The 15,641-nt window shown below is 72.1% G+C and carries 12 protein-coding genes; 6 read left to right on the top strand and 6 right to left on the bottom strand.

Going from position 1 to position 15,641, the window contains the following annotated elements; translation table 11 throughout:
• Positions 1–139: 139 nt before the first annotated feature.
• The 5 genes from FrCorBMG51_RS29400 to FrCorBMG51_RS06625 all read left to right on the top strand — a co-directional run bounded on the left by FrCorBMG51_RS29400 (position 140) and on the right by FrCorBMG51_RS06625 (position 6,611).
• Positions 140–1,786: a glycosyltransferase family 87 protein gene (locus tag FrCorBMG51_RS29400; protein WP_235433374.1), complete on the top strand. Its 1,647-nt coding sequence runs from the start codon at positions 140–142 to the stop codon at positions 1,784–1,786.
• A 246-nt stretch (positions 1,787–2,032) separates the two neighbouring features.
• The gene (locus FrCorBMG51_RS06635; protein ID WP_047222222.1) at positions 2,033–3,241 is read left to right on the top strand and encodes a DUF445 domain-containing protein; all 1,209 of its coding nucleotides are present in this window, start codon (positions 2,033–2,035) and stop codon (positions 3,239–3,241) included.
• A 692-nt stretch (positions 3,242–3,933) separates the two neighbouring features.
• Positions 3,934–5,274 carry a DEAD/DEAH box helicase gene (locus tag FrCorBMG51_RS06630; protein ID WP_076842669.1) on the top strand — a complete coding sequence of 447 codons (1,341 nt, stop codon included), beginning with the start codon at positions 3,934–3,936 and terminating at the stop codon, positions 5,272–5,274.
• Positions 5,275–5,412: 138 nt separating this feature from the next.
• Entirely contained in the window at positions 5,413–5,748 is a 336-nt protein-coding gene (locus FrCorBMG51_RS30730) for a hypothetical protein (RefSeq protein WP_157180417.1), read from the top strand.
• Positions 5,749–6,056: 308 nt separating this feature from the next.
• Complete coding sequence (locus tag FrCorBMG51_RS06625) at positions 6,057–6,611, top strand: Uma2 family endonuclease (RefSeq protein ID WP_047222221.1); 555 nt, start codon at positions 6,057–6,059, stop codon at positions 6,609–6,611.
• A gap of 78 nt (positions 6,612–6,689) precedes the next feature.
• On the opposite strand, the gene FrCorBMG51_RS06620 is transcribed toward FrCorBMG51_RS06625, so the two are convergent.
• The gene (locus tag FrCorBMG51_RS06620; RefSeq protein ID WP_086055291.1) at positions 6,690–8,306 is read right to left on the bottom strand and encodes an aldehyde dehydrogenase family protein; all 1,617 of its coding nucleotides are present in this window, start codon (positions 8,304–8,306) and stop codon (positions 6,690–6,692) included.
• Between the two features lie 123 nt (positions 8,307–8,429).
• On the bottom strand, positions 8,430–9,779 hold the full coding sequence (gene lat / locus FrCorBMG51_RS06615) for an L-lysine 6-transaminase (protein ID WP_047222271.1): 1,350 nt from the start codon (positions 9,777–9,779) through the stop codon (positions 8,430–8,432).
• 470 nt (positions 9,780–10,249) lie between these two features.
• Here lat and FrCorBMG51_RS06610 point away from each other — a divergent pair, with 470 nt between their 5' ends.
• Positions 10,250–12,391: a protein kinase domain-containing protein gene (locus FrCorBMG51_RS06610; protein WP_086055290.1), complete on the top strand. Its 2,142-nt coding sequence runs from the start codon at positions 10,250–10,252 to the stop codon at positions 12,389–12,391.
• Here the strand turns inward: FrCorBMG51_RS06610 and FrCorBMG51_RS06605 are convergent.
• The 4 genes from FrCorBMG51_RS06605 to FrCorBMG51_RS06590 form a co-directional block, all read right to left on the bottom strand.
• A complete protein-coding gene (locus tag FrCorBMG51_RS06605) occupies positions 12,303–13,226 on the bottom strand; it encodes an SDR family NAD(P)-dependent oxidoreductase (protein ID WP_086055289.1) in 924 nt (307 codons plus the stop codon). The two genes, FrCorBMG51_RS06610 and FrCorBMG51_RS06605, sit on opposite strands and share 89 nt — an antisense overlap.
• A gap of 124 nt (positions 13,227–13,350) precedes the next feature.
• A complete protein-coding gene (locus FrCorBMG51_RS06600) occupies positions 13,351–13,767 on the bottom strand; it encodes a type II toxin-antitoxin system VapC family toxin (RefSeq protein WP_047222220.1) in 417 nt (138 codons plus the stop codon).
• On the bottom strand, positions 13,767–14,063 hold the full coding sequence (locus FrCorBMG51_RS06595) for a type II toxin-antitoxin system Phd/YefM family antitoxin (RefSeq protein ID WP_052914424.1): 297 nt from the start codon (positions 14,061–14,063) through the stop codon (positions 13,767–13,769). The genes FrCorBMG51_RS06600 and FrCorBMG51_RS06595 overlap by 1 nt, the downstream gene beginning before the upstream one ends.
• 118 nt (positions 14,064–14,181) lie before the next feature.
• Positions 14,182–15,573, bottom strand: coding sequence for an ATP-binding cassette domain-containing protein (locus tag FrCorBMG51_RS06590; RefSeq protein ID WP_338052700.1), 1,392 nt, complete (start codon positions 15,571–15,573; stop codon positions 14,182–14,184).
• Positions 15,574–15,641: the final 68 nt, after the last annotated feature.

Below are 15,641 nucleotides of genomic sequence, written 5' to 3'. Positions count from 1 at the left end.
GTGCGTCGGTCGGTGACACGGATCCCGGAGGGAACGGGCCGGGCGCGCCAGCGGTGCCAGCGTGGCCCGGCCGCCGACGCGGCCCGGCCGCTGGCGAAACGGGTGTCGAAACGGGTACGGCGTTGGCGGAGCGTGCGTGTTGACAGCTTTCACAGGTACGCCCCAACAACCGGCCCGGCCGGCGGCGGCGGCAGCAGCGCACGGTACCAGCAGCCGGGCCGGCGCGCTCGCCGCCAGCACCGTCGGCGGTGCCAGCGGCGGTGCCGTCGGCGGCGGACGTGCCCGGCCATGGTCGGTCCTGATCCGGGCAGCGCCGCTCGCCGCGCTGGTCGCGGTGCTGTGGACGGTCTACATCGCCCCGCTTCCCCACTACGACGTCGACGTGTTCCTGCGCGCGGGCGCGGCCGTCGGGGACGGGCGCGGCCCCTACCCGCCTCCCGGATCCGCCGAGGTCTACTCGGGCTTCGCCTACGTGTATCCCTACCTTGTCGCCTTCGCCTTCGTCCCGCTGTCATGGCTGGGCGAGCACGGCGCGACCGTTTTCATCGCGCTGTCGGTGGGCGCGCTGTTCCTCGGCGCCCGGCTGCTCGGCGTCCGCGACCGGCGTACGTACGCGCTGGTGCTGATGTCCTCCTGCGCCATCACCGGCCTGCAGATGGGCACGCTCAACGCTGTTCTGTTCCTCGGCCTCGCCGCACTGTGGCACTTTCGTGACCGTCCGGTCGCCGCGGGTGTGCTTGCGGCCGGTGTCATCTACGCCAAGCTGTTCCTGGCACCGGTGTGGCTGTGGCTGGTACTGACCCGCAGGACGAAGGCGGGCGCGGTGGCGGCTGCCTTCGTCGGGCTGCTGCTGGCCGTCACGGAGCTGACCAGCCCGGTGGGCACCCGCACCTACCTGGGGATGTTGGGGGTGCTTGCCCGCGAGGAGGCACCGCTGGGGCTCAGCCTTACCGGCCTGCTGGTCAACACCGGTCTCGGCATGGACGTGGCCACCTGGGTCGCGCGTGCGGTTGCCGTGGCCGTGCTGGTCGTGGCCGCGCTGGCCGGCGACTGGCCGCGCCCGCGACGCGGCGGGAACGAACGGATGCTCTACGCCGGCACGCTCGCCGCCGCGCTCGTGGCCTCACCCATCGTATGGAGCCACTACCTGCTGCTTCTGCTCGCACCGATCCTGGTCAGCGCCCCGAGGTCACGGATACCCCTGATCGTCTTCACCGTCGCGAGCTGGTTCGTCGTCACCCCTCATCAGACCGGCCCGGTCGGCTTCGTCACCGGCATCGCGATCATCAGCGTACTCACCGCACCCGCTGTCGGGCATGCCGTGAAGACCCGCATCCGCCGCGGCCACATCGACGGTGGGACGGCCGATGGCGGCACGGCCGAGCGCGGGACAGGCGACGGCGGGACGGTGGTCGGTGACGGGGTCGTCGGCGGTGCGGCGGACACGAGCCGGGGCGCCGACGCGGCGGCGGCCGCGGCCCTCCTTCCGTCGGGTCCCGTATCGGGTCCGGTGTCGGCTCCCGTGCCGGGGGTGGTGATCGTCGCTGCCATCACCGCTGTCGCCGTCGCCACGACTGTCGTCGGCGTCGGCTTCGGGGTAGAACTGCTCGCGACCGCTTACGGGAACCCACAGCGGGTGATTGGCGCCTACTGCGCCCTGCTTGGCGTCCTCGCCGTACTGGGCTGGTCACTGCGGCAACGGTCGGGGCCGTCGGCCGCGCTGCGGGCAGGTGGCCACGATCACCGGCCCCGGCCACCCCGACAGCCCGGAACCGCGCGGTCATGACCGGGATCATTCGACCAACGCCGGTTCCCATCGGCGCGAGACACCTCTGGGTGGAGGACGATGCCCACGACGCCACCCCCGGCGCAGCCGGAAAACACAGCGCAACCAGGAAATACGGCACAGCCTGCGGACACACCACCCGGACAACGTCCCGGCCGGTCCCGCGACGCTGCCCGCCGCGACGGTGGCGGACCCGGCCGGGACGGCCAGAACAGTGACGCCGAACTGCGGCGGGGGCTACGCCGGATGCGGACGATCGCGACCGGACTGCTGGCCTTCGTGGTGGTCGTCTACGTCGTGTTCTGGCGCTGGGAGTCCGGTGGCGGGCCTGGCTGGGCGGGCTATGTCCGGGCCGCGGCGGAGGCAGGCGCGGTGGGAGCGCTCGCCGACTGGTTCGCGGTGACCGCGCTGTTCCGCCGGCCGCTGGGCCTGCCCATCCCACACACGGCGATCATTCCCAATCGCAAGGACGACCTCGGCCGCAGCCTGGAACGGTTCGTCTCCGAGAACTTCCTGGCCGACACGGTGATCCGGGAGAAGGTCGCGAGCATGGGCGCGGCCGTCCAGATCGGCACCTGGCTCAGCGACCGCGGCCACGCCGAGAGGATCACCGCGGAGGCGTCCAACCGGCTGGTCGAGGCGATCTCGAACATCCGGGACGAGGTGACGCTGGAGGTGATGGAGAAAACCATCCTCGCCAGGGTGATGGACCGTCCCTGGGCGCCGGCCGCGGGCACGGCGCTCGGCCGGATCGCCGCCGGTGGCCTGCACCACCGGCTCGTCGACGTGATCGCCGTCCAGGCGGAGACCTGGCTGCGCAACAACCCCGACACGGTGATGCGGATCGTCGCCGACCAGGCGCCGTCGTGGTCGCCGAGGTTCCTGGACGACGTGATCGCCGCCCGGGCGTACGAGGAGGCGCTGCGGTTCGCCGCCGAGGTCCGCACGGATCCCGACCACCTGCTGCGCAGGGCCCTGGACGACTTCCTCGCCCGGTTCGGCGAGCAGCTGCGCACCGACCCGGACACCGCCGAACGGGTGGAGAAGTTCAAGGAGCGCATCCGTGACCATCCCGAGATCCACCAGGCGGTCGCGGCGATGTGGAACGCCACCAGATCCATCCTGACCGACGTCGCCGGCGATCCCGACAGCGCGCTGCGGACCAGGATCACCGACGAGCTGCAGGCGCTCGGCGGGCGGCTGGTCACCGACCCCCACCTGCGGGCTGGCGTCGACACCGCCGCCACCGAGGCCGTCGCGTGGCTCGTTCGGCGGTATCGCTCCGACATCTCCACGGTGATCTCCGATACGGTCGCGAACTGGGAGCCGACCGAGACCGCGGTCAAGGTCGAACTGCACGTGGGCCGCGACCTGCAGTACATTCGCATCAACGGCACGGTGGTGGGCGCGCTCGCCGGTCTGGTCATCCACCTGTTGACCAACCTGCTGCTGTGACCTCCCCTCCGAGGCCCCGCTGGTCCTGACAACCCCTCCGGCGGCCCCGTCGCCAACCCGCTGCCATTAACTCTCTGTCACTGACTGTGGCGATCGGCCCGCACCTGCCGCTGCCGGCCCACAGTGACCATGACGCACGGTGTCGTCTCCCTGCCACGCCGGGGTGCGCGACGTCTCACCCCTGGTGGGCGTGCCGCCCTTAGCACCGGCGGTCGTGATCGGTGTACTCTGAGACCGTTGGCGGCCACGAGCCGTCCATGACATGTGGTTTTCCAGCCACACGTCAGAGGTCCGTGTGACAGCAGATCGGTGTGCGCTCCGGTAGCGAGAGCACCCGTTCATGCTCTGGTGACGCGGCCCGAAGCGGACACACGACTGCTGCCACACGATCGCCGTGGTTTCCCCCGGCGACCTCGACAACGACGGACGGAAGAACCCTGTCTCAGCACGGTGACACTCAGCCCTCCCCTGCCCGCCGCCGCCCCCGGCCCGCCCGAGGCGCCGCTCATCGCGGCCGCGGCGGCCCCCGTTCGGGTGGCAAGCAGAACGGACCGAACCGATCTGCCGCGCCCGCGCAGCCAGCGCTGCCGACTCGTCAGCCGCGGCCGGCGGCCAGCTCCTTCGCGGACGCGGGCCTGCCCGCCCCCCTCGTCTCCGCCCTCGCCCGGCAGGGGATCAGCGCACCGTTCCCGGTGCAGGCCGCGACCCTGCCCGACGTTCTCGCCGGCGAGAACGTGCTCGGCCGGGCGAGCACCGGCTCCGGCAAGACCCTCGGGTTCGGCCTGCCGATGCTCGCCGAGCTGGCGAAGAACCGCGCGGTCGCCCCGGGGCGCCCCCGCGGCCTGATCCTCGTCCCCACCAGGGAGCTCGCCCAGCAGGTCCACGACGCCCTCGACCCGCTGTCCAGGCCGTTGGGCCTGCGCCTGCGCGCGGTGTACGGCGGGACGTCGATCTCCCGGCAGATCGGTTCGCTGCGGCGCGGTGTGCACATCGTCATCGCCACCCCCGGTCGTCTCACCGACCTGATCGAGCGCGGCGCCTGCTCCCTGGAGGAGATCGCGATCACCGTGTTGGACGAGGCCGACTACATGTGTGACCTCGGCTTCCTGCCGGCCGTGCGGGCGCTGTTGGACGCCACCCCCGCCGGCGGCCAGCGGCTGCTGTTCTCCGCGACCCTCGACCGCGAGGTGGAGGTACTCGTCCGCCAGTACCTGCCCAACCCGGTGCTCGTCGCCATCGACTCGGAGACCGCGCAGGTCTCCACCCTGTCCCGGCACGCGCTTGAGGCCGCCGATCCCGCCGCTCACACCCGGCTGGTGACCGCCCTGGCCGGCGGCTCCGGACGGACCCTGGTGTTCGCCCGCACCCAGCGCGGCGCCGACCGGCTCGCCGAACAGCTCACCCGCTCCGGTGTGCCGGCCCAGCCGCTGCACGGCGGCATGGCGCAGAACGCCCGCAGCCGCGCGCTCGCAGGGTTCGCCGAAGGCGCGCACCGTGTTCTCGTCGCCACAGACGTGGCCGCCCGCGGTATCCACGTCGACGGGGTCGACATCGTCGTGCACGCGGGGCTGCCGAGCGACCCCAAGACCTACCAGCACCGGGGTGGCCGTACCGCACGGGCGGGGGCTCATGGTGCCGACGTGCTCGTCTCGCTCCCCGAGGAGCGCGGGCTGGTGCGCGCGCTGCTGCGAGCCGCCGGCAGCGACGCGCAGCCCGAACCGGCGGACGCCGACGACGAGGTGGTGACGCGCCTCGCCGGGCCGCCCGCCCCCCGGATCCCCCCGCAGCCGCGCAGCACATCGCCCCGCTCGGGCGCCACCCGACAGCCCTCCGGGATCCGGGTGCCGGCGCAGGCGCGCTCGTCGCACGCCGGCCCACGCCGGGGCTCGGACAGGAACCTGGACAGACAGCAGTGGGGGACGCCCGCCGGCCGCGGTGGTTCATCCCATCGCGGCTCCGACCAGTCCCGCCGGGCAGGACGCCGGTCCGGTGGGCCGCAGGGCTCGACGTCCACCACGACATCAACCGAATAAACAGGCCGGCCGGACTACCCGGACAGCGGCACGGGCCGTGGCACCGAACAAGTCGGTGCCACGGCCCGTGCCATGTCATGTCATACGGCCTGACGTGTCGTACGACTACCTGCCTTCGTACCCACCTGCCTGTCTGGTATGGCTTTCGCCTGGTACGACCTGCGTAGAACCACCCGGCCCGGTGTGATGACAGGCCGGTCATCCGAGGCGGACAGCCCCGGACAGGGTTGGAACGGCAGGGCCGGAACAATCCGCCGGACGCGCGCCTCCCGCGCCGTCAGACGGCAGGCGTCGCCACGGGCTCAGGCGCTGCTGGAGATGCTGGCCGCGTCCGACTGCCGCGGTACTCCGAGCCTCAGCCGGGTGGGGTTCGCGACCGAACGCGGGATTCGCCACGGCTCGGCCGCGGCGTCCGAACCGTCGTTGGCGTCCTCTTCGGACGCCCGCTGGCTCGGCCACAGCGACTCCGACTGAACCACTTCATCATGCTCGGCCACTGACAATGCTCCCCTCCCTGGCCGTAACCAACATGTGGAACCGGCCGACCATGGTGACGCGACAGACATGGTGACACACCAGACATGTCGGTATTCCACCGACAGTCGGTTACAAAAGATATCGAACCATTATCCAGGATGATACATGGCTCTTGAGTGAGAATAATCATGCATGGGGCTGCGGCGCGAGCGATACACGCTCTTTACACACCGTGAACCCGCCGTAGATGACCAAACCCGCCGCGGACAGAGTTGAACTACCGAAACGGATGGGAGGACTCACCGATGAGCGAGCCGCTGATCGCGATTCCTCCGGGTAGCTGGACCACCGACGACCTCGACGAGCTGCCGGTCAGCAACCATCGGTACGAACTGACCGGCGGAGCGCTCAGTGTGTCGCCGTCTCCGTCCAACCTGCACCAGGCGCTGCGCGCCCGGCTCTTCGCCGCGCTCGAGGACGTCACGCCGGAGCCGTTCGCGCTGGCGATGGCCGTGGACATCCGGTTCGGCCGGCAGCTCACCCGCGTCCCCGACCTGATGGTGATACGCAGCGACGAGCCCGCCCGGCACTGGTTCTCCCCCGCCGAGGTCGTCGTCGCGATCGAGATCGAGTCACCCGGCAACCATGTCGAGGACCGCACCACCAAACCCGCGCTCTACGCCCGGTTCGGCATCCCGCACTACTGGCGGATCGAGCCGGCGCCACCCCGTGTGACGACCTACCAGCCCGGCCCCGGCGGCGCCTATGTGGCGACCGGCAGCGGGCAGCGGCTCACCGTCACCGAACCGTTCCCGGTCGATCTCGACCTCACCGCGCTGCTCCCCCGCTGGGCACGCTGACCGCACGAGCCAGCGCCACGCCGCCGGCCGGCCAGTCGGCGGGAGGCGGCGCGGACGGATGGCAGGCCGACCGACGTCCTAACCGGGCGGCAGGCGGAAGGTGAGGTCGGCAGCGAGGACGGCGGTGTCCATCTGGGCCTTCTGCAGGTGGCCGGAATAGTCCCAGTTGACCGCCTGCCAACGGGTGACCTGGTCGAGCACCCAGCGGCCGGACTGGCGGGAGCCGTTGCCGGAGCGGCCGTTGCCCCCGAAGGGCAGGTGTGCCTCGGCGCCGGACGTCGAGTTGTTCACGCTGACCATGCCGGCACCGATCCCCCGGCGGAACCGGAAGACCGTCCGCGGGTCGTTCGTGTAGATCGACGAGGACAGGCCGTAGCCGGGGGCGTTCGCGAGCTGAACCGCCTCGTCGAGATCCCGGTAGGTCGTCACCCCGATGACCGGGCCGAACGTCTCCTCCCGGAACACCTCGTCGTCGGGCCGGACACCGTCGAGGATCACCGGGTGGTAGTACAGCCCGTCATCGGGGTCGCCCACGAAGCCGCGGCGCGGACGGGCCGCGTCCACCCGCCCGACCGCCGAGGAGCCCGCGACCCGGTGGTGGTCGCGGATCAGGCCGAGGGTGTGCTCGAAACCGGCGGCGAACCGCAGGTCGAGCAGGGGCCCGTACAGGACGTCGGTGACCGGGTCGCCGATGCGCGCGTCCTCGACCGCGGCCACCAGCCGGCGCAGGAACTCCCCGTGCACGGACTCGTGCACGATCGCCGTCCCCAGCGAGGTGCACCGCTGCCCGGCGGTGGCGAACCCGGAGAACACCGCGCCGGCGACCGCCGCGTCGAGATCGGCGTCGGGCGCGACGACCATCGGGTTCTTCCCGCCCAGCTCCAGGCAGGGGGTCTGCAGGTGCCGGCCGCACAGCTCGCCGATCATCCGCCCGACCTCGGTCGACCCGGTGAAACCGACCTTGTCGACGAGCCCGGCGTCCAGGGCGCGCTCCAGGCCGGTGAATGTCTCCACGCCCTCGGCCGGCACGAGCCCGACCGCGCCGTGGGGCACCCCGGCGCGCAGGATCAGCTCGGTGAACGCCTGCGCGCACGCGGCCGCGTAGACCGCCGGCTTCCACACGACGGTGTTGCCGCACAGCAGCGCCGGCACGATGTACCAGGACGGCACCGCCACCGGGAAGTTCCCGGCGGTGATCACCACCATGACGCCGACCGGTTCCCGGAAGGTGAACAGCTGCTTGTCGGGCATCTCCGACGGCACGGTCTCGCCGTAGAGGCGCCGGCCCTCCCCGAGGAAGAAGCGGCAGGTGTCGACGACCTCCTGCACCTCGCCGCGGGCCTCGGCCAGCGGCTTGCCGACCTCGCGCGTCACCAGGCGGGCCAGCGCCTCGGCGTTGGCCTCGACGAGGTGCCCAAGGTTCGCGATGACGCTGCCGCGGACCGGCGCGGGCACGTCCGCCCAGCCCGGTGCCGCCGCCCGCGCGGCGGCGCAGGCGTCCAGCAGGTCGGCGGGGCCGGCGAGGCTCACCTCGGCGACCACCTCGTCGAGGTGAGCCGGATTCGTCGAGCGGGTCACGGCCCGGGCCNGGGCCGCCGCCGGCCGCCGGCTGGTGTGCCCGGCCCCGTCACCGATCAGTAGCTCCACCCGGCGTGGCGGGACGGCCGGGCGGGGCGGCGCCTGAGGGATCTTCATGTCGACGACCTCACCATCCAGTCGATCATCTGACGGACCATGCAGTCGATCATCCGGAGCGGCCCGGGCCACCCAACCCCGAATCCGGTCATCCGGTCATCCGGTCATCCGGTCGGGATCCGATCATAGAGTCGGGACGCGGGCGAGGATCCGGTCCAGGGCGGCCACGCCGAGCTCCAGCTCGGCCGCGGAGACGGTCAGCGCCGGCCGGAAACGCAGTGCGCGGGCGCCCGCGGGCAGCACCAGCACGCTCTCCTCGGTGCGCAACCGGCGGACCACGTCGTCCCGGCACCGTGCCGAGGGGAGGTCGATCGCGCACAGCAGCCCGCGCCCACGCGGGTTCGACACCAGCGACGGATACTTCCCGGCGAGCTCGCCCAGGGCTGCGAGCAGGTCACGACCGAGCTCGCCAGCGCGGGCGAACAGTCCGTCGGCCGCCATCACCTCGAGCATGCGCCGGGACCGGACCATGTCGACCAGGCCGCCACCCCAGGTCGAGTTGATCCGCCCTGGCACCCGGAAGACGTTGTCGGCCACCTCGTCCACCCGCCGGCCGGCCATCACCCCGCCGAGCTGCACCTTCTTGCCGAACGCGACGACGTCCGGACGCAGGCCCAGTTGCTGGTAGGCCCAGGCCGAACCGGTCATCCCCACCCCGGTCTGCACCTCGTCGAGGACGAACAACGCGTCGTGGACGTGGCAGAGGCGCTCCATCGCCGCGAGGAACTCGGCCCGCAGGTGGTTGTCGCCGCCCTCGCTCTGGATCGGCTCGGCCAGGAAGCAGGCGATGTCGTGGGGATGGCGGGCGAACGCGGCCTCGGCCTGGGCCAGCGCGGCCGCCTCGGCCTCGGCGAGGTCGGCCAGGCCACGCGCGTCCAGCGGGAACCTGACCACCGGCGAGTCGATGCGGGGCCAGTCGAAGACGGGGAACCGCTCGGTCTTGACCGGGTCGGTGTTGGTCACCGACAGGGTGTATCCGCTGCGGCCGTGGAAGGCGTGCCGCAGGTGCAGCACCCGCCGGCCCAGCGAGGCGGGCCGGCCGGCCTGGGCGTTGTGCCGGCTCTTCCAGTCGAAGGCGCACTTCAGCGCGTTCTCGACGGCGAGCGCCCCGCCTTCGACGAAGAAGAGGTGCGGCAGTTCCGGGTCGCCGAGGACACGGATGAACGTCTCGACGAATCCGGCGTAGGCGGCGGTGGCGATGTCGGAGTTGGCCGGCTTGTTCACCGCCGCGGCGGTGAGCTCGGCGAGGAAGGCGGGGTCGCCGGTCAGCTCCGGCGGGTTGATCCCCAGCGGCGCGGACGCGAAGAAGCTGTAGAGATCCAGGTAGCGCCGGCCGTCCCGGGCGTCCACGAGCCAGCTCCCGCGGCTGCGCTCGAGGTCGAGGACGATACCGAAGCCGTCGGCGATGACGTGGCGGCCGAGCACCTCGAGAACGTCGCGCGGCGCGATCGCCGTGCTTGCCATGCCCGCCATGCCCGCGGTGCCTGTCGGATCGGCGGCGGCGCCCGTGACCGCGCCAGCGGACGCGTCGACGAGCGTGTCGCGCGTGGCTGGGTGGGTGTGCATGGGAGGGGCCGCGCCGGTGACGGCGGCCCGTCCCCGGACGGGCGCGGCCGTCGGCGCCGGTGTGACGGTGGCGCCGGACGTGACGCTGGAGGTGGGGGTGGGGNGGGGGTGGGGGTGGAGGTGGGGGTGATCGACATCCTGTTTCCCCTTTCCGCGCGGGGCTCCCAAAGGGCGAATAAATCTTTCTGCTGACACCCTTAGATCATTAATCTACTTGATCAAATTCATGAGATCTAGGGAAAATTTTTTGCCCTACGTCGATAACGTCGAATGATCGATATAGGACGCACGGCGCCGGCAGCGGGTCACGGGCATCAGGGAGAATCAGGTGCGCCAGCCGCCGATCCCGCGGGCGGACGGCGTCCGAGGGGAGAAGCGTGCTCCAGCCACTGTCCAGCGACGATCCGCGACAGATCGGGCCATATCGGCTTCAGGGCCGGATCGGCGCCGGTGGCATGGGCACCGTTTACCTGGGGTTCGGCGCGGACGGCCAGCCGGCGGCGGTCAAGGTGCCCTCGCCCGGCCTCGCCGACGACCCGGAGTTCCGCAGCCGCTTCCGCACCGAGGTGGCGGCCGCCCGGCGGGTACGCGGCGGCAGCGTGGCCGCCGTCCTCGACGCCGACCTCGACAGCCCGCGCCCGTGGATGGCGGCCGAATACGTTGAAGGCCGCAGCCTGACCGACGCGGTGGCCGGGCGCGGGCCCTTCACCGGGCACCTGCTCGACGGGCTGGCGGTCGGGCTCGCCGACGCCCTGGTCGCCATCCACGCCGCCGGCGTGATCCACCGCGACCTCAAACCGTCCAACGTCCTGGTCACCTGGGAGGGCCCGAAGGTCATCGACTTCGGGATCGCGCGGGCGGCCGACTCGACCAACCACACCCGCACCGGCACCCTGATCGGCACCATCGTCTGGATGGCCCCCGAGCAGCTGCGGGGCGAACGCGCCGGCCCCGGCGCCGACATCTTCGCCTGGGGCGCCTGCATGGCCTTCGCCGCCACCGGCCGCCAGCCGTTCGCCGGCGAACGACCCGAGGCGGTCGCCGTACAGATCATGACCGCTGAGCCCGACCTGACCGGTGTCCCCGCCCACCTCGCCCCGGTGCTGGCCACGGCGCTCGACAAGGACCCGGCGCGGCGCCCGACCGCCGCGCACCTCGTCGCCCGGCTTGTCGGGCACGACGTCGCCGACGCGGGCGAATCCGTCCGGGCGACCGAGACCGCCCTGGCCCGCTGGTGGTCACTGACGCCCCCGCCCACCTCGGCGCCCGCCGGGCCGCCGGTCGCTTCCGGGCCGCCGGCAGACCCCTACCAGCAGCCGTTCTACCAGCAGTCCTATCCTCAGCAGCCCTACCAACAGCCGCCCTACCAACAGACGGCACCACCGGAGTTCGGGCACACACCGGCCCACCAGCAGCGGTGGGACCAGACACCGGCCAGCCATTACCACGCACCGCCCGGCGCACCCCACAACGGCCCGGGCTACGGTCCCGGCCCGGGCGCCGGCTCGGCGTACGGGCCGGTATCGCCCGGCCCCGCGCGGTCCCGCCGGCGCGGCCGGCTCGCCACCGTGGTGGTGGCGCTGCTGGCCCTGGCCACCCTCGGTGGAGTGGCCACCGCGCTGACCCTGCGCGAGCGGGACCCCAAGCTCAGCGCGCAGAACAGCGTGGTGTCACCGTCGTATCCGCAGGTCACCAGCTCGGCCCGGACGTCGACCGCCCGCCGCAGCCCCACCGCGGGCACGGGCAGCACACGCAGCGCCACCCCCACCCCTCGGGTCTCGCGCACCGGCACGCCGACGGCGGGCTCGACAGCCGGGCAGCTCACCCTTGCCGAGGCCTCGAACATGCTCAACGAGCGCGGTTTCACCGTGACCGACCGCACTGGCTTCGTGCGGGGGCGGAGCCTCAACGTCCTGATCGGCAAGAAGGCGGACTCCCCGACCGTCCCCCAGCAGTTCGGCTTCTTCTTCGTCGGCACCGAGATGATCGGCACGGACTTCACCGACCCGAGCGCCGGTATCCGCGTCGCCACGGCCCGGGACACCACCGTCGTGCTGCGTTACAACCTGTACAAACCCGCGGACAAGATATGTTGCCCGTCCGCTGGAACGGCCGACGTGACGTTCCGCTGGGACGGGACGAAGCTGAACGTGGACCCCTCGACGATCCCCCCGAGCGACCCCGCCGCCAACGGCAGCCGCCNNNNGCAGCCGCCGCTGACCCGGAGTCAGGTACGGAACGAGTACGCAAGCGGTTGCCCCAGCGACCGTTTACGTACTCGTTCCCGTGATTCGACGGCGTGTGGCCACGGATCTCCGATCGGTTCTGGGACGGATCCGCGTTGCCCGACCGGTACGCCGCTGCCCTCGGCCGTGCCGACCGGGGCCCCGGCCTGCCCGGCCGGGCTTCCCAGAGCCTCGGAGGGTGACGTCAGGGCCGGCGGTGGACGTCGCGGGCGGACGCCTGGTCGCGGGGGAAGAGGTCTATCCGGGCGACGGCCACGTGCGACGGACGGGTGACCGCCCAGGTGACGGCATCGGCGACGTCGGCGGCGGTGAGGGGGACGGTGCCGGTGTAGACCGCGGCGGCCCGCTCGGCGTCCCCGTCGAAGCGGACGAGGGAGAACTCGGTGTCCACCATGCCCGGGGCGACCTCGATGATCCGCACCGGCTGGCCGAGCAGTTCCAGCCGCAGCGTCTGGACGACCGCCGCCGCGGCGTGCTTGGCCGCGGTGTACCCGCCCCCGCCCGGGTAGACCTGATGGCCGGCGACGCTGGTGATCACGACGATGCGGCCGTCGCCGGAAGCGACCAGCGCGGGGAGGAAGGCCCGCACGGTGCGGGCGACCCCGGCGACGTTGGCCTCCCACATCCACCGCCATCGCTCCTCCTCGGCCTCGGCTTCGGCTGCGGTCGCCGCCACCACCGGAGCCAGCCCGAGCGCGCCGCCGGCGTTGCACACCACGACCTCGCAGGAGGTGACACCGGCCGCAAACGCCTGGACGGACGCGGCGTCGGTGACATCCAGGGGACGGCTGCGGGCCGCCGGCCCGATGTCGGCGGCGACCGCCGCCAGCCNGGCGGCGACCGCCGCCAGCCGGTCGGCGCGGCGCGCACCGAGCAGAACGTCGAAACCCGCGTCCACCAGCGCCCGCGCACTGGCGGCACCGATCCCGCTGCTGGCCCCGGTGACCACCGCCAGCCCCCGGCGGGCATCGGCGGTGCCGACCGCGGGACGCGCGGCAGCGGAGGATTCGGCAGCGGGAGACGCGGCGGAACCGGAAGGAAAACCGGAGGAGCCGGCGGGACCAGGCACAGGAGCCGTATCGGAAGCGTCAGCGGACACGACCGCCATTGTCGCCTGCCAGGGCCAGGACGTGTCCCCAGGCCGACGCCGCCCTGGGCGGTGACCCGCACCGGACCGCTCCGGATACAGCAGATCCATGCTTGTCACAAGTTCCTGGCGGGTTGCGCCTTGGTCAGCAGGCGGCGCCCGGGGATACCACGGCCAGCCCGGCGGCACGCGCCGCTTCGGCGAGGAGCTTGTCGTAGGTGAGCATGACGTCCAGTGAGTCCCTGAGATCCAGGGCCGTGGCGAGATGGATCGCGTCCAGAGTGCGCAGCCGCGGCGGTGGCACGCCGGCAGCGTCACCGAGCACTGGTGGTGTGATCTCGACAATGTCGACGTCGGCCGCGAGAAACGAGTTCGCGGTGTCGCGCATGGCGGGGTTCACCAGGCCGAGCAGCCGGATCAACTCAACCCCCAGCAACGCCGACGAAACGAGCGTCGGTGGCTCCAGCCGGCTCGACAGCCACTCCCGCAGATCCGACGATTCCTTCTCAGCGACGAAGAGCTTCGCCACGGCCGAGGTGTCGAGATAGACCCGACCTGCCATCAGCCCTCGCCGCGCAGGTCGGCGAGCCATTCGTCGGAACTACGTCCGGTGAGGTTGGGCCCGGGCTCCGGAAGGTGCGCCAAGTCGAACGGACGCCTGGCAGGGCGGATCGCCCCTGCCGCCACCAACTGCTCATAGCGGTCATCGGATGCCGGCACGATACGTGCCACCGTCCGCCCCCGGTCGGTGACCTCGACAGTTTCACCGGCACGGACCAGCGCAAGAACACGCGCGGTCCGCTGGGAGAGCTCACGCATGCCCACCCGCGTGGGCTCATGGCCAGCCGGCGCTGTCATGAACTGGATGTTACTACATGTACAGCGCAGGACTGGCGCCGCACCGCCCGGTAGAGATCGGGCGGGACGTTCGTGCCCGCTACGACGATCGGCGTCCCACGACGGTTCGAGGCTCGGCTCAGTGGTCGGGTTCGGTGAGTTTTCCGGCGTCTACATGCAGGTGGCGGGTGATGTCGACGGTCTCGAGCATCCGCCGGTCGTGGGTGACGAGCACGAGGGTGCCCGGGTAGCCGCGCAACGCCGACTCGAGCTGCTCGATCGCGGGCAGGTCGAGATGGTTGGTCGGCTCGTCGAGGATCAGCAGGTTCACACCGCGTGCCTGCAGGAGCGCGAGCGCGGCCCGGGTCCGCTCCCCCGGCGAGAGCGTGGCCGCGCCCCGGCCGACATGGTCGGCACCCAGAGCGAACTTGGCCAGCAGCGTACGGGCGTCGGCGGTGGACATCTCGGGCAGGAAACGGCCGAGGACGTCGAGCGGGGAATCCGCCCCGGCGAACAGGCCACGAGCCTGGTCGACCTCCCCGACAATCACACCCGAGCCCAGCGTCGCGGCACCGGCCGTCAGCGGGACCCGGCCGAGCAGCGCGGCCAGCAGCGTCGTCTTGCCCGCCCCGTTCGGGCCGGTGAGCACGATCCGGTCGGCCCAGTCGACGTGGAGGTTCACCGGCCCGAGGGTGAAGGGGCCGCGCTGGACGACCGCGTCACGCAGCGTCGCGACGACCGCGCCCGAGCGTGGCGCCGCGCCGATGGTCATCCGCAGCTCCCACTCCTTGCGGGGCTCGGCGACCACCTCCAGACGTTCGATCATCCGTTCGGTCTGGCGGGCCTTCGCGGCCTGTTTCTCCGATGTCTCGCCGCGCAGGTTCCGTCGGATCTTGTCGTTGTCGCCGGCCTTGCGGCGCGCGTTGCGGACGCCTTTGTCCATCCAGGCCCGCTGCGTGCGGGCGCGGGCGGCCAGCGCGTCGCGCCTGGCCGCGTACTGTTCGTAGTCCTCACGGGCGTGGCCGCGGGCGCGGGCGCGTTCCTCCAGGTAGGACTCGTAGCCACCCCGGTAGAAGGCGATCTGGTGCTGGTGCGCGTCGATCTCCAGGATGGACGTGACGGTCCGGCTGAGGAACTCGCGGTCGTGGCTGACGACGACCGTCCCGGCCGGCAGCCCGGCCACGAACGACTCCAACCGTTCCAGCCCGTCGATGTCGAGGTCGTTGGTCGGCTCGTCGAGCAGGAAGACGTCGAACCGGCTGAGCAGCAGGGCGGCGAGCCCGGCCCGGGCGGCCTGACCGCCGGAGAGCCCGGTCATCGGCGCTGTCAGGTCGATCGCGAGCCCCAGGTCGGCGGCGGACGCGTCGGCCCGTTCGGCGAAGTCGGCGCCGCCGAGCGCCAGCCAGCGTTCCAGCGCGTCGGCGTAGGCGTCGGCCGCGCCCGGCTCGTCGTCGGTCAGCGCCCGGGTCGCCGCCTCCATCCGGCTGGTCGCCGCGGCGACGCCGGTCCGCCGGGCGAGGAAGTCCAGCACGATCTCGCCCGGGCGCCGTTGCGGCTCCTGCGCGAGGTAGCCGGCGGACGCGTTCGGCGGCGCCAGCC

It is taken from the genome of Protofrankia coriariae (genome assembly GCF_001017755.1).
Lineage (GTDB): Bacteria > Actinomycetota > Actinomycetes > Frankiales > Frankiaceae > Protofrankia > Protofrankia coriariae.
The sequence above is the reverse complement of the archived record's forward strand: the minus strand, read 5'-3'. Positions and strand labels throughout refer to the sequence as shown.

What these genes read in the sequence shown, in the direction of transcription:
- FrCorBMG51_RS06635 (WP_047222222.1), top strand. Translation starts at nt 2,033, where the DNA reads ATGCGGACGATCGCGACCGGACTGCTGGCCTTCGTGGTGGTCGTCTAC.
- FrCorBMG51_RS30730 (WP_157180417.1), top strand. Translation starts at nt 5,413, where the DNA reads ATGGCTTTCGCCTGGTACGACCTGCGTAGAACCACCCGGCCCGGTGTG.
- FrCorBMG51_RS06625 (WP_047222221.1), top strand. Translation starts at nt 6,057, where the DNA reads ATGAGCGAGCCGCTGATCGCGATTCCTCCGGGTAGCTGGACCACCGAC.
- lat (WP_047222271.1), bottom strand. Translation starts at nt 9,779, where the DNA reads ATGGCGGGCATGGCAAGCACGGCGATCGCGCCGCGCGACGTTCTCGAG.
- FrCorBMG51_RS06600 (WP_047222220.1), bottom strand. Translation starts at nt 13,767, where the DNA reads ATGGCAGGTCGGGTCTATCTCGACACCTCGGCCGTGGCGAAGCTCTTC.
- FrCorBMG51_RS06595 (WP_052914424.1), bottom strand. Translation starts at nt 14,063, where the DNA reads ATGACAGCGCCGGCTGGCCATGAGCCCACGCGGGTGGGCATGCGTGAG.